This window comes from Frondihabitans sucicola (assembly GCF_030296615.1).
GTDB classification, from domain to species: Bacteria; Actinomycetota; Actinomycetes; order Actinomycetales; family Microbacteriaceae; genus Frondihabitans; species Frondihabitans sucicola.
This window is the reverse complement of sequence record NZ_AP027732.1, coordinates 1,616,921-1,638,546: the sequence shown is the minus strand read 5'-3', so window position 1 is coordinate 1,638,546 and position 21,626 is coordinate 1,616,921. Positions and strand designations below refer to the sequence as shown.

23 protein-coding genes are annotated in these 21,626 nt (G+C 67.3%); 11 read left to right on the top strand and 12 right to left on the bottom strand.

The genetic code is table 11. The annotated features are described in order from the left end of the window. The first annotated feature begins 22 nt into the window (after nt 1-22). The 3 genes from QUE79_RS08540 to QUE79_RS08530 all read left to right on the top strand — a co-directional run bounded on the left by QUE79_RS08540 (nt 23) and on the right by QUE79_RS08530 (nt 1,574). Nucleotides 23-796, top strand: a complete 774-nt coding sequence (locus QUE79_RS08540) for a class I SAM-dependent methyltransferase (protein ID WP_286346292.1) — start codon at nt 23-25, stop codon at nt 794-796. Further along, on the top strand, nt 793-1,020 hold the full coding sequence (locus tag QUE79_RS08535) for a hypothetical protein (protein WP_286346291.1): 228 nt from the start codon (nt 793-795) through the stop codon (nt 1,018-1,020). The genes QUE79_RS08540 and QUE79_RS08535 overlap by 4 nt, the downstream gene beginning before the upstream one ends. 104 nt (nt 1,021-1,124) lie before the next feature. Further along, complete coding sequence (locus QUE79_RS08530; RefSeq protein ID WP_286346290.1) at nt 1,125-1,574, top strand: GNAT family N-acetyltransferase; 450 nt, start codon at nt 1,125-1,127, stop codon at nt 1,572-1,574. A 338-nt stretch (nt 1,575-1,912) separates the two neighbouring features. Here the strand turns inward: QUE79_RS08530 and QUE79_RS08525 are convergent, their stop codons facing one another. From QUE79_RS08525 to QUE79_RS08515, 3 genes are read right to left on the bottom strand one after another with little or no spacing between them, the layout of a single operon-like run. Beyond that, entirely contained in the window at nt 1,913-2,818 is a 906-nt protein-coding gene (locus tag QUE79_RS08525) for a carbohydrate ABC transporter permease (RefSeq protein WP_286346289.1), read from the bottom strand. Nucleotides 2,819-2,873: 55 nt separating this feature from the next. Then, nucleotides 2,874-3,776: a carbohydrate ABC transporter permease gene (locus QUE79_RS08520; RefSeq protein WP_286346288.1), complete on the bottom strand. Its 903-nt coding sequence runs from the start codon at nt 3,774-3,776 to the stop codon at nt 2,874-2,876. A 31-nt stretch (nt 3,777-3,807) separates the two neighbouring features. Continuing rightward, nucleotides 3,808-5,148: an extracellular solute-binding protein gene (locus tag QUE79_RS08515; protein ID WP_286346287.1), complete on the bottom strand. Its 1,341-nt coding sequence runs from the start codon at nt 5,146-5,148 to the stop codon at nt 3,808-3,810. 194 nt (nt 5,149-5,342) lie between these two features. Here QUE79_RS08515 and QUE79_RS08510 point away from each other — a divergent pair, with 194 nt between their 5' ends. The 7 genes from QUE79_RS08510 (at nt 5,343) to QUE79_RS08480 (ending at nt 9,877) form a co-directional block, all read left to right on the top strand. Then, entirely contained in the window at nt 5,343-5,534 is a 192-nt protein-coding gene (locus tag QUE79_RS08510; protein ID WP_286346286.1) for a hypothetical protein, read from the top strand. Further along, nucleotides 5,492-6,811, top strand: coding sequence for an MFS transporter (locus QUE79_RS08505; protein WP_350271689.1), 1,320 nt, complete (start codon nt 5,492-5,494; stop codon nt 6,809-6,811). The genes QUE79_RS08510 and QUE79_RS08505 overlap by 43 nt, the downstream gene beginning before the upstream one ends. 37 nt (nt 6,812-6,848) lie before the next feature. Continuing rightward, the gene (locus QUE79_RS08500; RefSeq protein WP_286346284.1) at nt 6,849-7,574 is read left to right on the top strand and encodes an MgtC/SapB family protein; all 726 of its coding nucleotides are present in this window, start codon (nt 6,849-6,851) and stop codon (nt 7,572-7,574) included. 104 nt (nt 7,575-7,678) lie between these two features. Next, on the top strand, nt 7,679-8,125 hold the full coding sequence (locus QUE79_RS08495; protein ID WP_286346283.1) for a hypothetical protein: 447 nt from the start codon (nt 7,679-7,681) through the stop codon (nt 8,123-8,125). Beyond that, complete coding sequence (locus tag QUE79_RS08490; protein WP_286346282.1) at nt 8,122-8,433, top strand: winged helix-turn-helix domain-containing protein; 312 nt, start codon at nt 8,122-8,124, stop codon at nt 8,431-8,433. Before QUE79_RS08495 ends, QUE79_RS08490 begins: the two co-directional genes overlap by 4 nt. A 95-nt stretch (nt 8,434-8,528) precedes the next feature. Beyond that, entirely contained in the window at nt 8,529-9,005 is a 477-nt protein-coding gene (locus QUE79_RS08485) for a hypothetical protein (protein WP_286346281.1), read from the top strand. Next, entirely contained in the window at nt 9,005-9,877 is an 873-nt protein-coding gene (locus QUE79_RS08480; protein ID WP_286346280.1) for a hypothetical protein, read from the top strand. Before QUE79_RS08485 ends, QUE79_RS08480 begins: the two co-directional genes overlap by 1 nt. A 437-nt stretch (nt 9,878-10,314) precedes the next feature. Here the strand turns inward: QUE79_RS08480 and nrdF are convergent, their stop codons facing one another. The 8 genes from nrdF to QUE79_RS08440 all read right to left on the bottom strand — a co-directional run bounded on the left by nrdF (nt 10,315) and on the right by QUE79_RS08440 (nt 18,731). Next, complete coding sequence (gene nrdF, locus QUE79_RS08475; RefSeq protein ID WP_286346279.1) at nt 10,315-11,316, bottom strand: class 1b ribonucleoside-diphosphate reductase subunit beta; 1,002 nt, start codon at nt 11,314-11,316, stop codon at nt 10,315-10,317. Between the two features lie 97 nt (nt 11,317-11,413). Beyond that, a complete protein-coding gene (nrdE, locus tag QUE79_RS08470; protein WP_286346278.1) occupies nt 11,414-13,519 on the bottom strand; it encodes a class 1b ribonucleoside-diphosphate reductase subunit alpha in 2,106 nt (701 codons plus the stop codon). A 38-nt stretch (nt 13,520-13,557) separates the two neighbouring features. Next, the gene (gene nrdI / locus QUE79_RS08465; RefSeq protein ID WP_286346277.1) at nt 13,558-13,974 is read right to left on the bottom strand and encodes a class Ib ribonucleoside-diphosphate reductase assembly flavoprotein NrdI; all 417 of its coding nucleotides are present in this window, start codon (nt 13,972-13,974) and stop codon (nt 13,558-13,560) included. 22 nt (nt 13,975-13,996) lie between these two features. Then, nucleotides 13,997-14,230 carry a glutaredoxin-like protein NrdH gene (nrdH, locus tag QUE79_RS08460; protein ID WP_286346276.1) on the bottom strand — a complete coding sequence of 78 codons (234 nt, stop codon included), beginning with the start codon at nt 14,228-14,230 and terminating at the stop codon, nt 13,997-13,999. 371 nt (nt 14,231-14,601) lie between these two features. Beyond that, complete coding sequence (locus tag QUE79_RS08455; protein ID WP_286346275.1) at nt 14,602-15,423, bottom strand: carbohydrate ABC transporter permease; 822 nt, start codon at nt 15,421-15,423, stop codon at nt 14,602-14,604. Beyond that, on the bottom strand, nt 15,423-16,337 hold the full coding sequence (locus QUE79_RS08450; protein ID WP_286346274.1) for a carbohydrate ABC transporter permease: 915 nt from the start codon (nt 16,335-16,337) through the stop codon (nt 15,423-15,425). Before QUE79_RS08450 ends, QUE79_RS08455 begins: the two co-directional genes overlap by 1 nt. A gap of 3 nt (nt 16,338-16,340) precedes the next feature. Next, complete coding sequence (locus QUE79_RS08445; protein WP_286346273.1) at nt 16,341-17,597, bottom strand: ABC transporter substrate-binding protein; 1,257 nt, start codon at nt 17,595-17,597, stop codon at nt 16,341-16,343. A 141-nt stretch (nt 17,598-17,738) separates the two neighbouring features. Continuing rightward, nucleotides 17,739-18,731 carry a Gfo/Idh/MocA family protein gene (locus QUE79_RS08440; RefSeq protein ID WP_286346272.1) on the bottom strand — a complete coding sequence of 331 codons (993 nt, stop codon included), beginning with the start codon at nt 18,729-18,731 and terminating at the stop codon, nt 17,739-17,741. A gap of 107 nt (nt 18,732-18,838) precedes the next feature. Between QUE79_RS08440 and QUE79_RS08435 the strand changes: the two genes are divergently transcribed. Next, on the top strand, nt 18,839-19,753 hold the full coding sequence (locus QUE79_RS08435; protein WP_286346271.1) for an ROK family protein: 915 nt from the start codon (nt 18,839-18,841) through the stop codon (nt 19,751-19,753). Between the two features lie 53 nt (nt 19,754-19,806). Here QUE79_RS08435 and QUE79_RS08430 read toward each other — a convergent pair whose 3' ends face one another. Then, entirely contained in the window at nt 19,807-21,588 is a 1,782-nt protein-coding gene (locus QUE79_RS08430) for a class I mannose-6-phosphate isomerase (protein WP_286346270.1), read from the bottom strand. Nucleotides 21,589-21,626 lie beyond the last annotated feature (38 nt).

Here is a 21,626-nt window from a genome sequence, read left to right as displayed (position 1 = left end):
GCATCCGTGGCAGGCTGGCAGCATGAGTTCCACCGACGCCTTCGAACCCGGTCAGCACCACGAAGCCCAGGCCACGTCGTTCGGATCAGCGGCCGACGTCTACGAACGCGGCCGCCCGGGGTACCCGGCCGAGGCCGTCGACTGGCTCCTCCCGGCCGGCGCCCAGAACGTCGTCGACCTCGGGGCCGGAACCGGCAAGCTCACCCGCCTGCTCGTCGAACGGGTTCCCGACGTGACCGCGATCGAGCCGTCGGCAGGCATGCGCGAGCAGCTCATCCGGAACGTGCCCGGGGTGCAGGTCCTGCCCGGGTCGGCGGAGCGCCTGCCGATCGACGGCGCCACCGCCGACGCCGTCCTGGCCGCACAGGCGTGGCACTGGGTCGACCCGGAGCGCGCCGTGCCCGAAGTCGCCCGGGTCCTGAAACCGGGCGGCGTCCTCGGGCTGCTCTGGAACATCCGCGAGGGCGCCGCACCCTGGCTGGACGCGCTCGAGAGCATCATGTCCGCCGCGAGCGCCGCCACGGAGAGCGACATGGCGTCGGAGTCGCCCCAGGTCGGCGACCCCTTCGGCCCGATCGAGCGACGCGACTTCCGCTGGACCTTCGAGATGACTCCCGAGACCGTCGAGGCGATGGTGGCGTCGCGCAGCTACGTCATCACGCTGTCGCCGTCCGATCGGGAGGCGATGCTCGGCGAGGTCCGCGACCTCCTGCGCACCCACCCCGACACGGCCGGTCGCGCCACGGTGGGAATGCCGTACGTGACTCGCTGCTCGCGCGCGATCCTGCCCGCGTGACGCTCCGTCGCGGCCTGGCGCTCGCCGCCATCGTGCTGATCGTCGCCGTCTTCGTGACCGCGGGCGTCGTCGCGGCCCTCGTGGCCGGGCACCAGCTCGACCGGAACCGGCCGTCGCCGTCGCCGTCGGGCTCGGCCTCGCCTTCGGCTTCGGCTTCGGCTTCGGCTTCGGCTTCGGCTTCGGCTTCGGCTTCGGCGACTCTGACGCCGACCGCGAGCCGCTGACCGCGGGTTGCGGGTTGCGCGTTGCGCGTTGCGGGTTGCAGGTAGCCGCTTCCGGGCCGTCGACGAGACTTGCGCCCGGCACAGCGGCCCAGCACGCTGAGGACATGTCCGTCTCGCTCAGCCCCATGGAGGGCTCCCGTCTCATCGAGTGGCTCTCGCGGAGCCGCACCGAGTACATCCGGTCCCGTCACGATGCCGGTGAAACGCTCGAGCAGGCCGAGGCCAACGCCGAGAAGTCGTTCACCACGTACTTCACGGAGGGCAGACCGGCGGCCGGCCAGCACGTCTACACGGTGCACACCGACGACGGTCGCGATGTCGGCGAGCTGTGGATCGGCGTCGTGGACGAGCCCTCGAACGCGTGGTGGGTCTTCGACGTCGAGATCGCCGAAGCGGAGCGAGGCAACGGCTACGGACGCGCCGCCATGCTTCTGGCCGAAGAGGAGTCGGCGCGCCTGGGCGCGGCTTCCTCGGACTCAACGTCTTCGGCTTCAACACGGTCGCGCGCCGACTCTACGAGTCGCTCGGCTACGAGACGACGGCGGTCCAGATGAAGAAGCCGCTCGTCTGAGGCATCGTTCGCCTGCTTGCCTGTCCCTTCGCTCCTGCCGACCCACCCGGCCGCCCGCCCGCCCGCCGGCCTCCGAAAATCGAAGGGGATTCTCCCGAACGCGATGCGTTCATGCGGATCGGGAGGGGGTCCGCCGAAAATCCCCTTCGATTTCGGGAGGGGGCGGGAGGGACGGGAGGGGAAGGGGGCGGGAGGGACGGGAGGGGGCAGGAGGGCGGGAGGGGACGGAGGACGGGAGGAGGGGACGGGAGAGGGCAGGAGCAGAAACGCGGGCACGCACCCGGGCCGGAGCCCGAGCGCGCGCCCGCGGGATCCTGCGCCCTAGCCTTTGAGGCCCGAGCCGGTGACGCCCTCGACGATCTGACGCTGGAACGCCAGGTAGAGGATGATCAGCGGCAGCGCGGCCAGGAGCGCGCCCGCCTGGATGTCGGCGTACCGCAGACCGAACGAACCCTGAACGGTGGCGAGGCCGACCGGCACCGTCATGAGGTTCGGGTTCGAGAGGACGAACAGCGGCAGCAGCAGGTTGTTCCAGACCCCGACGAAGGTCAGGATCGTGACGGCCGCGATGACGGGGCGCGACAGGGGCATGACGACCGACCAGTACACCTTCCAGAGGCCGGCTCCGTCGATCCTGGCGGCTTCTTCGAGCTCCTTGGGGATGCCGTCGAAGAACTGCTTGAAGATGAAGACCGCGATCACGGCGGGCACCTGCGGGAAGATCACCGACCAGTAGGTGTTCAGGAGGTTGACGGCGCCGAGCTCCTGGAAGATCGGCACGATCAGCACCTGGGTGGGGATCATGATGCCGAGCAGGATCAGCAGGAGGACGATGTTCTGCCCGCGGAAGCGCAGCCGCGACAGGGCGAACGCGGCCATCGACCCGAACAGCACCGTGAGCACGGCGGTGACCACCGAGGTGATCGCGCTGGCGAGGTACCAGTTCCAGATGTCGCCGGCCTGGAAGTAGGACGCGAAGGAGTGCAGCGTCGGGTTCCAGCTCTTGAGGATGTTCGTCGCTCCGAGCGCGGCGACCCCGTTGTCGGTGAGAGACGTCTTGAGGGCGAACAGGCTCGGGATGAGCCAGACGATCGCGAACACGACCAGGACGATCGCCGAGACGATGCTGAAGGTGCGGCCCGAGACGCCGACCTTGCCGGTGCGAGCCTGCGGAGCGGCACCCGAGATCGGTGACTTGGTGCGGGGACGGGTTTCGGTGAGGGCCATGATCAGGCCGCCTTTCGGGCCAGCGAGCGGTCGATGATCTGCCGCACGACGGCGATCACGACGATGACGATGAAGAGGAGCACCGAGGCCGCAGAGGCTGCGCCGACCCGGTTGTCGGTGAACGCGGTCCCGGTGACGAGGCCGAGGGCGACCTGCGTCGAGATGCCGGGGCCCCCGAGGTCATCAGGTAGACCTGGTCGAAGATCTTCAGGCTGGCGATGATCTGGAGCAGGACCACCAGGGTGGTCGTGCGACCCAGGAGCGGCAGCGTGATGTAGCGGATCTGCTCCCACGTGGTCGCACCGTCGACGGCGGCGGCTTCGTACAGTTCACGCGGAATCTCTTGGAGACCGGCGAGGTAGAGCACGAAGTTGAAGCCGAGGGTCCACCACACGGTCGCGATCGCGATGCCGATCATGGCGGTGTTCGGGCTGGCGAGGATGCCTGCACCCGGAGTGAGTCCGACCGCCTGCTGGGCGGACGCCCAGAGGCCGGTGCCCGGCGTGAAGATGAACACCCAGATGAGGGAGATCGTCGCCGACGGCAGGATGTAGGGCAGGAAGAACGCGAGGCGGAAGAACCACTGCCCGCGGCGCACCCGGTTCGTCAGGATCGCGAACACGAAGGCCAGGATCACGAGCGGCGGGGTCGTGTAGATCGTGAACTGGAGCGTGTGCCACATGGCGCTCCAGAAATCGGCCCGGCCGAGCATCTCGCCGTAGTTCTTGAACCCGGCGAACGAGCCGAGTCCTGCCTTGACGGTCGAGGTGTTGAAGAAGCTCGTGATGATCATCCAGATCGTCGGCCCGAGCAGGAAGGCCAGGTAGAAGAGCCCGAAGGGCGCCAGGAACAGCCAGGCGCCTCGGGAGTCGCCGCCGGACAGCGGCGAGCGTCGTTTCTTCGAGAGGGTGTGCGGGCTCGTGCGTGTGGCACGGGACACGGCGGGTGCGGCGGTCACGTCTTTGTACCTCCAGATATGAGGGGCGGAGTCAGAGGGGGCTGGGAGTGTTGAGGTAGACCTTCAACTGCTGCTTGATGGCCGAGAGAGCGCCCTGAGGCGTGATGGCGAGCTGCTGCACGAGCCCGAGCTGGGCGCCGACGGTGTTCTCGAAGGTGGAGCCCGAGCCCCCGTACCAGGCCGGATCGTCGTAGACGGCGTACTTCGCGGCGGAGGCGTAGTCGGCCTGCGGCTCGAGCTTCTTGTACTTGTCGCTGTCGAGCGTGGGCAGATAGGCCGGAACGTGGCCGCCCTGGGCCCACGTGTAGCTCTGCTCGAGCATCGACTTGATGAAGTTCATCGCCTGCTTGCGCTGCTCGGGCGTCCGGTTCTTGCGGGGCAGCACGAAGGTGTGGGAGTCGGCCTGGGCGGCCGGCACGTCGAACAGCGTCGGAACCGGCACCATGCCGAACTTGAGCCCCTTGACCGACTGGGCGACCGTGATCTCCCACTCGCCCTCGAGGTAGAAGCCCGACTTGCCGGCGAACATGGCGGACTCCGCGCCGGCGTAATCGAGGCCCTTGTTCAGCCAGCCCTTCTTGACCCACGACTGGATCCGGTTCGTGACTTCGATGAAGTCGTCCTCGTTGACCGTGAGCTTGCCGCCGTTGTTGGAGATGAACGGGGTCGAGCCCTTGATCTGGTGGTACAGCGTGGTGAAGACGCGCCACGGGGTGGCCGTCTCGGCGACGTTGCCGTAGGTGATGGCCGCTCCACCGGTGACCTTGCTGACCGCCGCGAGGGCCGCCTCGAAGGTGTCCATGCCGTCGAGGTTCTTCAGCTTGCCGTCGGACTCGAGGAGCCCGGCCTTCTTGCAGACGTCGGCGTTGAAGAACATGACCAGCGGGTGGGTGTCGAGGGGGATCGCGATGTTCTTGCCGTCGGTCTTCTGGGCCGCCCACGACTTGGCGTTGAAGTCGCTGGAGGACAGGCCGACGGAGGCGAGGTCGGCTTCGGTGATCGGCTCGAGGATGTCTCCGTCGAAGAGCGGCTTGGCCCGGGTCAGGTGGGAGATGGCGACGTCCGGCGGCTGGTTGCCGACCGTCGCGAGCGTGAGCTTGGAGTAGTAGGGGTTGCCCCACGTGAAGACGGTGGCCTGGAGGGATCCGGCGCCACCGTGCGTCTTGCGGTAGCCGGCCTCCATCGTCTGCATGCGGCTGCCGTCGCCTCCGCCGAAGAGGTTCCAGAAGATCAGCTGTTCGGGATTCAGCTTGCTGCCGACGAGGCCGGCGCCGATCGGGCTGGTCGCGCAGCCGGCGAGCGCCAGGGTGGCGGCCCCGGCGAGGCCTCCGCCCAGGAAACTTCGGCGGGTGAATGAGCTGTTTGCGGGCATTTGATCACTCCATCGTGACGGGACCAACTCACCGGGTCGGTAAGTTAGCGCTCACTTGCTTGTAACGGGCCATCTGGGGGGACAGGCGTGGCCCGGGTGTCCTGATAGTAATCCGATTCCAACGTTGGAATCAAGCTCCGCCGCGAGCGATTCCCGCGTCGCCTCTCGCGGCCCGGAAGGCGTTGAATGGAGCCGTGTCGTCTGCCCCCACGAGCCTCCCGTCCCGCTACACGCATCGCTACGGCATCCTCGCGATCTGCTGCATGAGCCTGTTCATCGCATCGATGGACGCCACGGTGGTCAACGTCGCCCTCCCGTCCATCGGGAGGAGTTCCACTCGACGATCTCCGGTCTGCAGTGGACGATCGACGGCTACACGCTCGTGATCGCGAGCTTCCTGATGCTGTCGGGCTCGACGGCCGACCGCTTCGGCCGACGCAGGATCTTCCAGGTCGGCCTGGTCGTGTTCGTGGTCGGGTCGCTCCTGTGCTCGCTCGCACCCAGCATCCCGATCCTGGTGGCCTGCCGGATGCTTCAGGCGATCGGCGGCTCCATGCTCAACCCCGTCGCGCTGTCGATCATCTCGGCGACGTTCACGAACGGAGCGGAGCGAGCGAAGGCCGTCGGCGTGTGGGGAGCCGTCGTCGGAATCTCCACCGGCTTCGGGCCCCTCATCGGCGGCGCCCTGACCGATTCGGTCGGCTGGCGCTCCATCTTCTGGATCAACATCCCGATCGGGCTCGCGGCCATCGCCTTGACCTTCGCCTTCGTGCCCGAGTCGAAGTCGTCCACGGTGCGGAAGGTCGACCCGGTCGGCCAGCTCCTCGTGATCCTGCTGCTCGCCTCGATCGTCACCGGGCTGATCGAAGGACCGAGGTTCGGCTGGGGGTCCCCGTTGACGATCGGGCTCTTCGTCGTCGGAGCCCTCTCGCTCGTCGGGTTGCAGCGCTTCGAGGCGACCCGGGACGATCCCCTCCTCGACTTCCGCTTCTTCAAGAGCATCCCGTTCACGTCCGCGATCGCCACGGCGGTCTTCGCCTTCGCGTCGCAGGGCGCCTTCATCTTCGTGACGGCGCTCTACCTCCAGGAGGTGCGCGGCTTCTCGCCGTTCGTCGCGGGCCTGCACACGCTCCCGCTGGGTCTCGCGCAACTCGTGGCCGCCCCGATCGCCGGTCGTCTCGTCTCGTCGACGGGGACGAGACGGCCGCTCGCCCTCGGCGCCTCCGCTCTCGGGGTGGGCGCGATCCTGCTGCTCTTCATCGGGGCGACCACGCCGACCTGGTACCTCGTGATCACGTACCTCATTCTCGGCGCGGGTCTCGGGCTCATCAACCCACCGCTGACCAACACGGCCGTGTCGGGGATGCCGCGGAACCGCTCGGGTGCGGCGGCCGGGGTGGCGTCGACGTCGCGTCAGACGGGCGTCTCGCTGGGGGTCGCCCTCGCCGGCACCATCACCGGCGCGAGCGGCGCCGCCAGTGCCGGAGCGGGGTTCGTCGCCGCGACGCACGCCCTCTGGTTCGTCGTCATCGGCTTCGCGGCGGTCATCTTCGGGCTGGCCTTCCTGGCCAACTCCGGCCTCGCGCAGCGGTCCACCGACCGGATCAAGGCACTCCTCTCCGACGATCCCACGGCACCCACCCCGGTCGTGACCTCGCACTGACGACGCCCCGGAACGCATCGGACTACCGTTGTCTCCCATGACCGACCCGACTCTCGCCTCCCTCTCGGGGCAGGGGATCCTGCAGGTCGGCGAACTCCTGCTGGCGTTCGCGCTGGCGTCGCTCATCGGGCTGGAGCGTCAGCTGCGCCACAAGGCGGCGGGGCTGCGAACGCAGGCGATCGTCGGCACCACGTCCGCTCTCCTGATCCTGGTCAGCAAGTACGGCTTCACCGACGTGCTCGTGGCAGGGCACATCGTGCTCGACCCGTCGCGTGTCGCGGCCCAGATCGTCTCCGGAGTGGGGTTTCTCGGGGCGGGGCTGATCCTGACGCGCCGCGGGGCCGTCCGCGGCCTCACGACGGCGGCGGCCGTGTGGGAGACCGCCGCGATCGGCATGGCGGCCGGCACGGGACTGTGGCTCCTCGCCGTGGTCGTCACGGCCCTGCACTTCATCGTGACCTACGGCTACTCGCTCGTGACGCATCGCATAGCAGGATCCCCGGAGACCGCCGTTCAACTCGAGCTCGCCTACAAAGACGGCAAGGGGGCTCTGCGGGAGGTCCTGTCCCTCGTGACCGAGGCTCACTGGACGGTGAGCCGGCTCAGCGTCGGTGAGCCGCAGGACGACGACGGCAGCAAGAACGTCGTGCACGTCACCCTCGATGTCGCAGGATCCGGCGACCCGGCCGACCTGGTCACCACCGTCTCGGAGGCGCGCGGCATCCGGTCCGTCAACTTCGTCGCGCAGGAGGATCTCGACTAGAAGACGGATCGCGTCCCGCGCCACTTTGGAAAGTAGTTGCCGAAGTGGAAAGTTAATGAGAGAGTGGAAGGACGAACACGACGACGATGTGAAAGGCGACCACCATGACCGACGCAGATCTGACTCCCGACGCCGCCCGCGATCTCCTGACAGTGGCCGACGCCGCCCGCGAACGGGGCGACGACATCAGCCGTCGTGCGCTACTCGGGCCCGCCATGAGCGCGTTCATCGGGCTTCTCCTGGGTGCCTTCCTCCTGGCCTCGATCTATCTCTTCCCGACGGCGACCCCTCTGCAGGGCCTGCTGATCAGCGGCGGCTACGCGGTCGGCATCCTGGCGAGCGTCACGGCGTACAACGTGGGGCGCCGCGCGACCCCGACGGGGTGGCTGCAGCGCTACCAGAAGGGGCTCGCGCTCTCCTGCGGCGTCTTCGCCGTCGCCCTGGCGCTGTCGTTCCTGGTCGAAGAGCGCTCGGCGGCTCTCTGGGTCCCCCTGGCGGTAGCGACGGCGCTCCCGATCGCGATCCTGGGTTCGACCAGGGCCCGCCGATGACGACCGGCGAGCAGCTCCACCCGCGCCACCGGATCGACGACCAGCTGACCGCTCCCATCCGCCTCAGCATCGCGGCGGCCCTGAGCCGCGTCGACGAGCTCGACTTCCGCACCCTGCGCGACAGCATCGAGATCAGCGACTCCGCGCTCAGCAAGCAGATCGGGCACCTGGAGTCCGTCGGCTACGTCGGAGTGCGCAAGGGCTACGTCGGAAAGCGCCCCCGCACCTGGGTGTCGATCACAGCGGAGGGGCGGGTCGCGCTCGAACATCACCTCGCGGCGCTGCGCGCCATCGTCGACGGCCAGTAGACGCCGCTGGGTGCCGGTGCGGGTCATCCTCGAGTCGAAGCCGTCATCTGGTGGAGGGACGCGGGCGCGACTCGACCGCCCGTAGGGTCGATCGGGTGCTGAACCCCACCCGCCGTCGCCCGATCGCCGTCGTCGCCGGAGCCGTCCTCGTCACCGGCGCGCTCGTCATCGTCGCCGCCCTCGTGGTCCTCGCGGTCTGGTTCCTCCGGGTCGGTTACCTGACCACCACCTTCGGCACCTTCGACCCCGCCGAGTTCTGTGCGGGCTACAGGCTGCAACCGCCTCTCGGCAGCACCTTCTGGCCACCCCGTGTCACCTGCGGCGGCGTGTCCGTCACCCCGGCCGCGACGACCCAAGGGTTGATGGACACCTGGGTCCTGTGGTCGCGAGTCCTGGCCGTGGGCGGCGCGTGCGCGGTCGCCGCGGTCTCGACCCTGGTCGTGCTGGCCTTCGGGGACAGGCCCGCCGCGACGCGATCCGGCCGCCCCGACTGGGCCGTCGAGACGCTCGTCGAGGCACCCCGGCCGCGGCGACAGGCCGACGGCCTCACCCTCCATCGTTCGTCGCGCTGATGCTCGTCGGGCTCGCGGGGGCCGCCGTCGGCCTCCTTCCCTGGCTGGTCCACGGCGCGCACCTGACGCTCCAGAACCTGTGGGCGACGCCGACGGTCGATCCTGCCGACATGCCCCTCGTGCTGCTCCCCTTCAGCCAGTACCAACTCGACCTCGTGGCCGGGACGATCATCGTCGGATCGGCGGTCGCCGGTCTCGCCGCGCGGGTTCTGGCGCGACGGGGTCACCCTGGCGCAGCGCTGCCGATCGGCGCAGGTCTCCTCGCCGGTCAGGTGGCCGCGCTCGCGCAGACGGGCACGCGGGTGTCGGCAGGGCTCGCCCACCCCGGCGGAGTCGTGCGGCTGATCGACGACTCGACCGCCTACCTGCTGATCGTGGTGGCGTGGATCCTGCTCTCGATCGCGGTCGGCGCCACCGTCTTCCTCCTGCTCACGCGCACCTCCGCCTCCCCCGTCGTGCTGGCGATCGGCATCGCGGCGGTCGTCCTCGGGCCCTGGCTGAGAGGCTTCGTCGCGCCGATCACCGACGTCTCGCCGAGCCCGCTCGGGCTGCTGGTCGCCCACTGGGCTCCGGCGGTGGCCGTCGGCGCCGCCGTCGCGTCGGGCGGCCTCCGAACGGTGCGCAGGATCATCGCCGCCTCCTCCGCGCTCGCGCTCCTGTGGGTGGGCACCGCGGCCCTCGGCGGGCTGGCCGCAGCGGCAGGATCCCGGGCCCTGCTGCGTCTGCCCGACGAGCTCGCCGCCGCCTTCGCGCTGGTCATGACGGCCGAGCTCCGAGGTGCGTCGCTCCTGCTCGTCGCGGCAGCCGCGGCGGTCGCTCTGGCAGGCGTCTTCGGACGCTGGGCCCTGGTTCGGCCGCGCCTCGCGGGCTGATTCCCGCGCAGCTCTCGGGCACGGACGCGTGACCCGCGCGAGCACGCAAGAAGGGCGCCGACCCGGAGGTCGACGCCCTTCTCTGCTAGGTGATGCGGTATCTATCCCCTGATCCCAAATCCTTGGACTCTCTCAGGGGTCGTTGTGCGCGAGCGAGACGTGACGCCTCGGTTCGCTCGGCGGTGGGTGAAAGCGCCTCCCCCAATCGTAGACGCCCGAGCCGGACACCGGCGACGCTCTACGTCACGGTCCGGTCTCTCGGGGGTCGGCGCTTGTCGCCTGCTGTTCGCCGCCTGCGCCTGTGTCAGCCTGTGCCGGAGCCCGACCTGCGCCATTCCCCTGGAACGGGAAGCGAGGTGCCCATCTCGGTTGCGCCTCATCGAAAGCGAGCCGATACGCCGCTCTCGAGAAGGGTGACGGCTGAGGCCGTTGACGCGTCAGAAGTCCCAGTCTTCGTCTTCGGTGGTCTCGGCCTTGCCGATGACGTAGCTCGAGCCGGAACCAGAGAAGAAATCGTGATTCTCGTCGGCGTTCGGGGAGAGTGCGGAAAGGATGGCCGGATTCACGTCGGTGACGTCTTTGGGGAACATCGGCTCGTAGCCGAGGTTCATCAGCGCCTTGTTCGCGTTGTAGTGGAGGAACTTCTTGACGTCCTCGGTCAGGCCGACGCCGTCGTAGAGATCTTGCGTGTACTGGACCTCGTTGTCGTAGAGCTCGAACAGGAGATTGAACGTATAGTCTTTGATCTCTTGCCTGCGCTCGTCGGAAGCGCCCTCGAGCCCCTTCTGGAACTTGTAGCCGATGTAATACCCGTGGACGGCCTCGTCGCGGATGATCAGGCGGATCATGTCGGCCGTGTTCGTCAGCTTGGCGCGGGACGACCAGTACATGGGCAGGTAGAAGCCGCTGTAGAAGAGGAACGACTCGAGCAGCGTGGAGGCGACCTTGCGCTTCAGCGGGTCGTCGCCCGTGTAGTAGTCGAGGACGATCTGGGCCTTCTTCTGGAGGTTGACGTTCTCGGTCGACCAGCGGAAGGCGTCGTCGATCTCGGGCGTCGACGCGAGCGTCGAGAAGATCGAGGAGTAGCTCTTGGCGTGCACCGACTCCATGAACGCGATGTTCGTGTAGACGGCCTCCTCGTGAGACGTGATGGCGTCGGGGATGAGGCTGATGGCGCCGACCGTGCCCTGGATCGTGTCGAGGAGCGTGAGCCCCGTGAACACGCGCATGGTGAGCTGCTGCTCTGCCGGCGTCAGAGTGTTCCACGACTGGACGTCGTTCGACAGCGGGATCTTCTCGGGCAGCCAGAAGTTGTTGACGAGGCGGTTCCAGACCTCCACGTCTTTGTCGTCCTGGATGCGGTTCCAGTTGATCGCCTGCACGGCCTGGATCAGCGGGATGGCCTTGCCGGTGGCGTGCGCCGGGTCTGTCACGGTCATGGTGTCTTCCTGAAAATCGGTGGTTACGGGCCCGTCGTGGGCGGGTGGGCCGAAGCCCGGTGGTGCGCCGCCGCAGGGGCGGCGCACCGGACGAGCTCTACAGCATGCAGCTGACGCAGCCGTCGACCTCGGTGCCCTCGAGCGCCAGCTGACGGAGACGGATGTAGTAGATCGTCTTGATGCCCTTGCGCCACGCGTAGATCTGCGCCTTGTTGATGTCGCGCGTGGTCGCGGTGTCTTTGAAGAACAGCGTGAGCGAGAGACCCTGGTCGACGTGCTGCGTCGCCGCAGCGTACGTGTCGATGATCTTCTCCGGGCCGATCTCGTACGCGTCCTGGTAGTAGTCGAGGTTCTCGTTCGACATGAAGGGAGCCGGGTAGTAGACGCGGCCGAGCTTGCCCTCCTTGCGGATCTCGATCTTCGAGGCGATCGGGTGGATCGACGACGTGGAGTGGTTGATGTACGAGATCGAACCGGTCGGCGGAACGGCCTGGAGGTTCTGGTTGTAGAGGCCGTGCTCCATGACGCTGGCCTTGAGCGCACGCCAATCGTCTTGCGTCGGGATCGCGACGTTCGCGTCGGCGAACAGCGAGGCGCCGCGCGGGGTCGAGGGCACCCACGCCTGGTCGGTGTACTTGTCGAAGAACTCGCCCGACGCGTACGTGGAGTCTTCGAAGCCGCCGAACTTCTGCTTGCGCTCGATCGCAATGGTGTTCGAGGCGCGCAGGGCGTGGAAGAGCACCGTGTAGAAGTAGATGTTCGTGAAGTCGATGCCCTCTTCGGAGCCGTAGTAGACGTGCTCACGAGCGAGGTAGCCGTGCAGGTTCATCTGCCCGAGGCCGATGGCGTGCGAGGAGTCGTTTCCGACCTCGATCGAACGCACCGAGGTGATGTGGCTCATGTCGCTGACGGCGCTGAGGCCGCGGATGGCGGTCTCGACGGTGCGGCCGAAGTCGGGTGAGTCCATCGACAGGGCGATGTTCATCGAGCCGAGGTTGCAGGAGATGTCTTTGCCGATCTCGTTGTACGAGAGGTCTTCGTTGAAGGTGGTCGGCGTGTTGACCTGCAGGATCTCGGAGCACAGGTTGGACATGTTGATCCGGCCCTTGATCGGGTTGGCCTTGTTTACCGTGTCTTCGAACACGATGTACGGGTAACCCGACTCGAACTGGATCTCGGCGATGGTCTGGAAGAACTCGCGAGCGTTGATCTTGGTCTTCTTGATGCGGGAGTCGTCGACCATCTCGCGGTACTTGTCGCTGATCGAGATGTCGCCGAAGGGCACACCGTAGACGCGCTCGACGTCGTACGGCGAGAAGAGGTACATGTCTTCGTCTTTTTTGGCGAGCTCGAACGTGATGTCGGGCACGACGACGCCCAGCGAGAGCGTCTTGATGCGGATCTTCTCGTCGGCGTTCTCACGCTTGGTGTCGAGGAAGCGCAGGATGTCGGGGTGGTGCGCCGAGAGGTACACCGCGCCCGCGCCCTGGCGCGCACCGAGCTGGTTCGCGTAGCTGAAGCTGTCTTCGAGGAGCTTCATGACGGGGATGATGCCGGACGACTGGTTCTCGATCTGCTTGATCGGGGCGCCGGCCTCGCGGATGTTGGAGAGCGACAGGGCGACGCCGCCGCCGCGCTTGGAGAGCTGCAGCGACGAGTTGATGCCGCGGGAGATCGACTCCATGTTGTCTTCGATGCGGAGCAGGAAGCAGGAGACGAGTTCGCCGCGCTGGGCCTTCGCGGTGTTGAGGAACGTCGGGGTCGCGGGCTGGAAGCGGCCGGCGATGATCTCTTCGACCAGGTCGACGGCGAGCTTCTCGTCGCCCTGGGCGAGGCCGAGGGCGGTCATGACGACGCGGTCTTCGAAGCGCTCGAGGTAGCGCTTCCCGTCGAAGGTCTTGAGCGTGTAGGACGTGTAGTACTTGAACGCGCCGAGGAAGGTCTGGAACCGGAACTTCTTGGAGTAGGCGAGATCGTTCAGCTTCTCGATGAAGGAGAAGTCGTACAGGTCGATGGTGGCCTGCTCGTAATACTCGTTCTCGACCAGGTAGTCGAGGCGCTCCTTCAAGTTGTGGAAGAAGACCGTGTTCTGGTTGACGTGCTGCAGGAAGTACTGCTTGGCCGCCTCGCGATCCTTGTCGAACTGGATCTTTCCGTCGGCGGAGTACAGGTTCAGCATCGCGTTGAGCGCGTGGTAATCCATGCCTTGGGATGTTCCAGAAAGCCCTGCGGGACCTGCGATTACCTCGAGGTCGTCGACTGCTGCGTCCAAAATTGGTCCAATCCGTCTTGTACTGCTGAAACATCGTCTGGCGTGCCGAAGACCTCGACACGGTAGAGCAGGGGCACTCGGCACTTGTCGGCGACGATGTCGCCGGCGAGGCAGTAGCCCTCTCCGAAGTTGGTGTTGCCCGTGGCGATCACGCCGCGGATGAGGGATCGGTTGCCCTCGTCGTTGAGGAACCGGATCACCTGCTTCGGGACGGCGCCTCGGCCCTCGCCACCGCCGTAGGTCGGCAGGACGAGGACGAAGGGGTCACGGGCGTGGAGCGGTTCGTCGCTCGGGAAGAGAGGAATGCGTTCGGCCGGGACACCCAGCTTCTCGACGAAACGTGCGGTGTTGCCCGACACGCTCGAGAAGTAGATCAGGTGTGTCACGACGGACCCTCCCGAGTCTCGCCTACGCGATGGCGGCGGCCAGGCCGGCGATCTTGTCGGGGCGGAAGCCGCTCCAGTGGTCTTCGTCGGTCACGACGACCGGCGCCTGCAGGTAACCGAGGGCCTTGACGGTCTCGAGGGCCTTCTCGTCGACCGAGACGTCGAAGACTTCGTACTCGATGCCCTTGTTGTCGAGCGCACGGTACGTGGCCGTGCACTGGACGCAGGACGGCTTGGTGTAGACGGTGATTGCCATTGGTTTTCCCCTTGTAGTGACCGGCTCGAAGCACACGAGTTGCGGCGATTTCGACTAATAGGAACAACGCTCGGGTGGGGTGTCAGATTCCCCTGGAATCCGCCGCCGACGCTCTCGAACAGTAGTGCTTGTTGGTGTGGATCGATACTACATCTAGGGGCCGACATTGGAAGGCACAACTAGATGCAGTGTTACAGCCGTGTAATTACGAGAGCCGGATTATCCACAGGTTTTCGCTCTCCCGGGGAGGGTTATCCCCGGAAAATCGCCTGTCTGCACAGCATCCTCCACACCCCCGACACTCGTGCTGTGGATAAAAACGCCGTGCCCCCATTTCGGGAGCACGGCGTGTCGCGAATCGGCGCTGCGAATCAGTACTGACCGAGTGACAATCCGCGCTGGAAGAACCTCTGCGTGAAGCCGAACAGCAGAGCCGTCGGGATCGAGACGACGAGCGCCGCGGTGAGGATGACCGTGTAGCCCGGCCCGCCTCCCTCGACCGACTGCAGCGCGTTCAGCAGGGGCATGACCGGTCTGGTCGACGGGCTCTGGGTCAGGATCAGCGAGATCAGGAAGTCGTTCCAGACCCAGGTCGCCTGGAGGATGAACACGACCACCAGCGCGCTCGTCGACATCGGCAGGAAGATCCGCGTGAAGATCCGCCAGGTGCCCGCCCCGTCGACGACGGCCGCCTCGAACACGCTCGGTGCGATGCCGGCGAAGAAGTTCCGCATCACGAAGGCCGAGAAGGGCAGCGCGACGACCGAGTAGATGATGATCATGCCGGGCACGGTGTCGAACAGGCCGATCTTCGCGTAGACGGAGAACCAGGGGATGAGCATCATCTGGAGCGGGAAGACGGTCCCGCAGAAGATCACGAAGAACCAGAAGAAGCCGTGTTTGACCTTCAGCACGATCACCGCGAAGGCGATTCCGGCACCCAGGGCGACGGCGATGATCGGAGCGACGATCGCGTAGACGAACGTGATCCCGAGACCGGAAGGGACGTCCGTCGTCTGGAACACCGCGACGACGTTGTCCACCAGGCCCGTGACCGATCCGGGCGTCCAGAGGGCGTCGCCGGAGTAGTCGGCGGTCGACTTCCCGGCGTTGGCGAGAAGGAGATAGATGGGGAGGAGCCAGATCAGCCCCATGATCCCCAGGATCCCGTAGCGGAGCACCTTCGAGACCATCAGGCGTCCTTGCTCGCGGTGTCGCCCGACGAGTCGCCGATCGCCAGTTGCCGACGCACGTAGATGACGCTGGCGGCGACGGTGATGATGCTGAGGAAGATGGCCACGGCGGATCCGAGCCCGTAGTCGCTGTTCGAGAAGGTGTCGCGGTACATCGAGACTCCCAGGGTCTCGGAGACCCGGTTCGGGCCGCCCTGCGTCATCGCCTGGACGATGTCGAAGGTCTTGAGGCTGTTGACGATGGAGAGGCCGACGACGATCGTGGTCGACGGTCGGAGCAGCGGCCACACCATGAAGCGGAACAGCCGCCAACCGGACGCTCCGTCGACGCGAGCCGCTTCGAGGGGCTCCTTGGGGATGGACTGCAGCCCGACCGTGAACAGCAGGGCGTTGACGCCGATCCCCTGCCACGAGGCCGCCAGGATCATGACGACCGTGTTCAGCGGCGCCTCCTGCAGCCACCGCGTCTCCGATCCCGGGAGGTGCAGAAAGGCCAGCGCCTGTGACAGCGCTCCCCCGTTCTGGAGGACGAAGCCGAAGACGATGCCGACCGCGACGCCGGAGAGCGCGTACGGGATGAGGAAGGGGACGCGGAGCCAGGCCGCACCCTTCAGTCCGAACGACAGGTACGCGACGACCAGGCCGATGCCGACCGGGATCAGTAGCGAGCCGGCAACCCAGATCAGCGTGTTCACGAGCGAGGTGACGAAGACGGGATCCTGCACCAGGGCGACGTAGTTCGCGACGCCCGCGAAGACGGGGCTGCCCAGACCCGAGTAGGTCGTGAAGCTGAGGTAAACGGTGTAAAGGACGGGGAGGTAGAGCACCAGGACCACCACCGCCGCGCCCGGGCCGAGGAAGGCCCAGGCGGAGCGCTGGTAGCTGGTCGCCTTGTGCGAGGTCGTGGTCGTCATCGGCTACTTGTTGCTCTTCCAGTAGGTGTCGGCCACCTTCTGGATGCCCTCGAGGTACTTCGTCGGATCACCGGGGTTGGTCATGAAGCCGGTGAACTCGTCGAGGGCTTCGGTCAGGATCACCTGTGGCGTCGCCTCGTAGTAGCGGAGGTACGTCTCGTACTTGCCGGGCGTCGCCAGCTCTTTCCCCGCGTCGACGAACGTCTGCGTGGCCGCGGTCGCCTTCGGGTTGTAGGGCAGGTTGTTCTGCTGCTTGGACCACGCCGTCTGCGCCTCGGAGGTCATCCACCACGCCGAGTACTTGAGACCGAGCGCCTTCTGCGACGAGTTCTGAGCGACGCACGCGGGCGCGGTCTCGATGGCGACCGGCGTCTTGCCCTGGCTCGGGTTGATGGCAGGGATGGTGAACACTCCCCAGTCGCTGCCCGGCTTGAGGCCGACCTGGTCGATGGTCGACGCGTACCAGGTGCCGAACGGGATCATGGCGAGCTTGCCGTCCTTCATCTGCGTCTCGGGAGCCGTCTTGGAACCCGGGTCGCTGAAGTAGCCCTTCTTCTCCATGTCGAGCCACACGTTCATGACCGCGACCACCTTCGGGTCGGTGTAGGAGGCCTTGCCCGTCGAGAGGTCTTTGTACAGTTGGAGGTCGGTGCCGGCGAGCAGGATCTGGAACCACACGAACGCCCAGGGGTCGCCACCGGAGCTCCAGAAGGGTGCGATTCCGTTCTTCTTGAGGACGGCCGCGTCGGACATCATCTCGGTCCAGGTGGTCGGCGCCGTGAGGCCGTACTTGGCGAAGGTCTTCTTGTCGTAGTACATGACCCAGTCGTCGACGCTGATCGGCGTGCAGTACTGCTTGCCCTTCACCGTGTAGAGATCCTCGACGCTCTTCGCGATCTGTCCGTTGGCGACGGCCTTCTTCCAGATGCTCGACGTATCGGCGACGAGGTTCTGCTTCACCAGTTGATCGAGCTGGTCGCCGGTGTGCCAGGTGAAGAGGCCCGGGCTCTTGTTGGTCCGGAAGGACTGCTTGACGAAGGCCTGGAAGGCCGGCTGATCGGCGTAGGTCGACGAGTTGAGGCTGACCTTGATGTCTTTCTGGGAGACCTTCGAGAACGACTTGAAGTCCCATGACTTGTCGTTGACGAAATTCAGGGTTCCGGTGGTGGCACTCGACGTGGTCGAGGACGAACAGCTCACCAGAACGGCGGAGGCCGCGAGGGCCATGGCGACAACAGGCAACAGTCTGCGGATTTTCACGCTGAACTCCTTTGTTCTCGACTTGGGCGAGTCGATCTGACCAGCGCTTCGCTGATCGGTGCGAGGTGTTGGTATCGTTACCAACTCAGGAACAGTAACACGGCGTCTGACCCGTGACAAGAAGCGGCGCGATCCTCGGCGTCAGGCGGAGCGCGCGTAGGCGGCGCCGAGGACCGCCGCCTGCGCGACGAGGTCGCGGGCGAACAGAGCGGCTGCACCCGGATCCGCGCGGGCCGCCACGAGCGCGTCGAGCTGGTGGTCATAGCTCGTCCGACCTCCGACGGTGAAGGATTCGGAGGCGGCTCCCTCACGCTCGAGCCGCACCGAGTGCCCGTGGTGCGGGGAGATCAGGCCGCGCACGTCGATCCTGCTCGTCGCCGATTCGACGACGAGGTCGGGCGGATCGTCATCGGTGCGGTCGCGCTCGAACGAACTCGTGATCCGGCCACGGGCATCGCCCGGGAACGTCAGGTCCAGGACAGACGATGCGTCCGCGCCGAGGGGGCCCTTCTGCTGGGCGAACCCGGTGACCCGAGGCTCGCCGGCCGCCAGCAGGCGCATCCAGTGCACGGCGTAACAGCCCGAGTGCCGCAGGACCCCGCCGCCCAGGGCAGGGTCGTGCAGGACGGATCCGCCGACGAACGGCCGGCGGCCGATGACGGCGCTCGTCATCGACTCGATCGAGCCGAAGGAGTCGGCCGAGACGATCTCCCGAACGCGGGCGAAGAGCGGGTGCCAGCGGTAGTGGAACGCCTCGACGAGCAGGCGGCCGGCCCTCTCGGCAGCCCCGACCATCTCCAGCGCCTCCTGCGCCGACGGAGAGGCGGGCTTCTCGCAGAGGACGTCCTTGCCTGCCTCGAGGGCCGCGATGGTCCAGCGGGCGTGATCGCTCGCGGCCAGCGACACGTACACGACGTCGATCGCAGGATCGTCGAGCACGGCCTCGTAGGACCCCTCGGCTCGCGGTATCCGCCACCGCTCGGCGAAACTGCGGGCCGCGCCCGGCCTCCGCGCCGCCACCGCCACCACCTCGACGTCGGTTCGTCGCGCTGCGGGCTCGACGATGGCCGACGGGGCTATGGACGACGCGCCGAGGATCCCGATCCTCAGGACGCTGACGGGGTTCTCCACCACGGCGATGCTCCTCGGTGTGCGCGGCTCCGAGGCCACGACTGTCTTGGTAACGATATCCTGGCCCGGAACATCCTCCAGTGACAGGTCCACGACGACGGAGCCACGACATGATCCCCGACCTCCACCCGGCCGATTCCTCGCAGCTCGTGATGGACGTCGGCGGTAGCCACGTGACCGCGGCCCGGGTCGCGCTCTCGTCCGGTCGCGCCGAGATCCTGCAGCGGAACGATGTGGAGCTCGACTCGCTGGGCAGCCGGGCCGAGATCCTCGACACCCTGGAGGCCGCCGCCCGCCCGCTCGCGATCGGCGACGCCCCGTGGTCCGTCGCGATGCCCGGGCCGTTCGACTACCCCCTCGGCACCGGGTCGTTCGAGGGGATCGGCAAGTTCGGCGCCATCGCGGGGCTCGACCTGCGAGGCGCCCTCGCGGACCGCCTCGGCACCCGGCCGGACGGCGTCGGCTTCCTCAACGACGCCGACGCCTACGGGATCGGTGAGTGGGCGTTCGGACACGCCGGTCCCCGGCCCGACCGGCTGGTCTGCGTGACGCTGGGGACCGGGGTCGGGTCGGCCTTCGTCCGGGAGGGCGTCGCCGTGGACGACGGTGACGACGTCCCGCTCGACGGAGGCGCCTACACGCTCGCATTCGACGGGAAGCCCCTCGAGGAGACGGTCTCGACGCGAGCCATCCGGGCGGGCTACGCCGCGCGGTCGGGCGAGGACATCGGCGTCGCCGAGATCGCGCAGCGCGCTCGCGCGGGCGATGCGGCGGCAGCGGCGGCGTTCACCGCGCCGATGGACGCCCTGGGCCGCACGATCGGTCCCTGGCTGGCGCGCTTCGGGGCCTCCGTGCTCGTCGTCGGCGGCGCCATGTCGAGATCCTGGTCGCTGCTGGAGGGCGCCCTGCACGCGGGTCTCACCGAGTCGCTCTCGGGGCGGGCTCTCGAGGTGCGGCCGAGTCGGCTGCTCGACGACGCGCCCCTTCTCGGCGCCGCCGAGTGGGCGCGGCGCGCGCAGGGTTAGGGTGTGTCTCCCGATTGGCCACACACGGCCCGCGGTGAAGTGGAAGACACACCCTAGCCGTCGGTCGCGCGCTCCGTCCCTCGGACGAAGGCCTTCACGGTGCCGAGCCGCTGACCGACGCCGGCGCCGTGGGGGCTGATGCGGTAGCGGCCCACCGCGGCCGGCACGATGAACGTCTCGGCGTAGTGCACGACGAACGGCTCGAAGGCACCGTCGGGGCTCTCGACCTTGGCCTCGGCGCCCTCGACGAGGTTGAGAACGTTGACGGTGCCCGCCGTGTCGTGGTCGACGGCAGCGTCGAACCAGTGCCGCCGCACCTCGATGAACTCGAACTCGTGCAGACCGGTCTGCTCCTCGACCCAGCCGTCGCCCCGCGCGACCTCGGTGACCTGGTCGACGAGGTTCGCCCTGGTCCACTCGGAGTCACGCGCCCACTGGATGTTGGCGACCGCGTGGTCGAGGTGGATCGGGCGCGGAATGCCGTCGAGACCGACTCTCCCCCAGTCCCACATCTTGAAGGTGAACAGGTACGGCGTCGCCGAGATCTCGAGCACCATGGAGTCCGCCCCCGAGCAGTGCACCGTCCCGGCGGGGATGAGGAAGTGGTCGTGCTTCTTCGCGGGGTACGCGTTCACGAAGTCGTCGGCCTCGAAGGGAGCCGCGCCCGTTGTCGCGGTCCGGAGCGCCTGCTCCATCGCGGCGGGATCGACACCGTCTTTCAGACCGAGGTAGACGACGGCATCGTCACCGGCGTCGAGGAGGTAGTAGCTCTCGTCCTGGGTGTACGTCATGCCGAAGGCGTTCTGGATGTAGTCGGTCAGCGGATGCACCTGCAGGGAGAGGTTGCCTCCGGCCATGGTGTCGAGGAAGTCGAACCGGATCGGGAACTCGGCGCCGAACCGCGCGAAGGTCTTCTCACCCAGCAGCTCGCGCGGGTGCCGGAAGACGAGGTCGAGCGACGGCAGCTCGACGACGGTGCCGCCCACGTCGAGAAGGAGACTGTTCTCCTCCGGAACGCAGTCGAAACACCAGGCGTAGTTCTCCTCGTCGCCGAGTTCGAAGACGTCTTTCATCCACTGCCCGCCCCAGACGCCGGGGTCGAAGAACGGGACGACCCGGAACGGCCTCGTCGCGGCGATCTCGAGACCTCTGCGGAACGTGTCGCCGGTGATGAGCTTCGCCTCCCGCATCGACGCGTTCGCGTCGAGGACGTAGTCGACGCGATCGAAGAGAGGGCGCTTGTGGCGATCGGCGACGCGCCACTCGACAAAGAATCCGCGCTTCACCTTGCGGAGCTGATCGTCGGAGCCGTTGCCGGCCCGCCAGTTGGGCGCCCCCGCGCGCTGGCGCTTCTGGATCTCCCAGCGGGCGAGATCGGCCAGGACGACGAGATCCTGCTCGACCGGGACGAGCGTGGCTCCCCAGCCGATCAGGATCACGGGCGCGTCCGTCGAGCGGACGAGCTCGGCGACCCGCCGGAGGCGCTCGGAATCGTAGAAGTCGCCGAGCACGCGATGGTCGAGCACGCCGAAGACGCGGTCGTCGGTCAGGTTGTCGGCGATGAGCGACTCGATCGCCTCCGGGGCGAGCGCGGCCGCGTCCTCGACGTCGATGACGAGCGCTGCGGGGGCCGCCCGCCGAAGCTCGCGCTGGAGGCCGGGGAGATCGGAGCCCGGGTAGGTGTCGATCGCGACGACCCGCCCCGGGGTCGCCTCCTCGGCGAGCCGCGCCCAGGCGCCGCTCCCGCTCCAGGCCGGATGCCCGTCGCCCACCGCGACGGAGGGAGCCTTGTCGTACGCACCTCGGACGATCCCCTTCGGCAGGTACTTCGACATGTTTTTCCTTTCGCGGGCGAGCTGCTCCGCACCTTCGC

Coding starts and splice junctions, on each gene's coding strand:
- QUE79_RS08435 (WP_286346271.1), top strand. CDS start 18,839: ATGATCCCCGACCTCCACCCGGCCGATTCCTCGCAGCTCGTGATGGAC.
- QUE79_RS08525 (WP_286346289.1), bottom strand. CDS start 2,818: ATGGCCCTCACCGAAACCCGTCCCCGCACCAAGTCACCGATCTCGGGT.
- QUE79_RS08490 (WP_286346282.1), top strand. CDS start 8,122: ATGACGACCGGCGAGCAGCTCCACCCGCGCCACCGGATCGACGACCAG.
- QUE79_RS08515 (WP_286346287.1), bottom strand. CDS start 5,148: ATGCCCGCAAACAGCTCATTCACCCGCCGAAGTTTCCTGGGCGGAGGC.
- nrdF (WP_286346279.1), bottom strand. CDS start 11,316: ATGACCGTGACAGACCCGGCGCACGCCACCGGCAAGGCCATCCCGCTG.
- QUE79_RS08450 (WP_286346274.1), bottom strand. CDS start 16,337: ATGACGACCACGACCTCGCACAAGGCGACCAGCTACCAGCGCTCCGCC.
- QUE79_RS08495 (WP_286346283.1), top strand. CDS start 7,679: ATGACCGACGCAGATCTGACTCCCGACGCCGCCCGCGATCTCCTGACA.
- nrdH (WP_286346276.1), bottom strand. CDS start 14,230: ATGGCAATCACCGTCTACACCAAGCCGTCCTGCGTCCAGTGCACGGCC.
- QUE79_RS08480 (WP_286346280.1), top strand. CDS start 9,005: ATGCTCGTCGGGCTCGCGGGGGCCGCCGTCGGCCTCCTTCCCTGGCTG.
- QUE79_RS08500 (WP_286346284.1), top strand. CDS start 6,849: ATGACCGACCCGACTCTCGCCTCCCTCTCGGGGCAGGGGATCCTGCAG.
- QUE79_RS08430 (WP_286346270.1), bottom strand. CDS start 21,588: ATGTCGAAGTACCTGCCGAAGGGGATCGTCCGAGGTGCGTACGACAAG.
- QUE79_RS08455 (WP_286346275.1), bottom strand. CDS start 15,423: ATGGTCTCGAAGGTGCTCCGCTACGGGATCCTGGGGATCATGGGGCTG.
- QUE79_RS08530 (WP_286346290.1), top strand. CDS start 1,125: ATGTCCGTCTCGCTCAGCCCCATGGAGGGCTCCCGTCTCATCGAGTGG.
- QUE79_RS08540 (WP_286346292.1), top strand. CDS start 23: ATGAGTTCCACCGACGCCTTCGAACCCGGTCAGCACCACGAAGCCCAG.
- nrdE (WP_286346278.1), bottom strand. CDS start 13,519: ATGGATTACCACGCGCTCAACGCGATGCTGAACCTGTACTCCGCCGAC.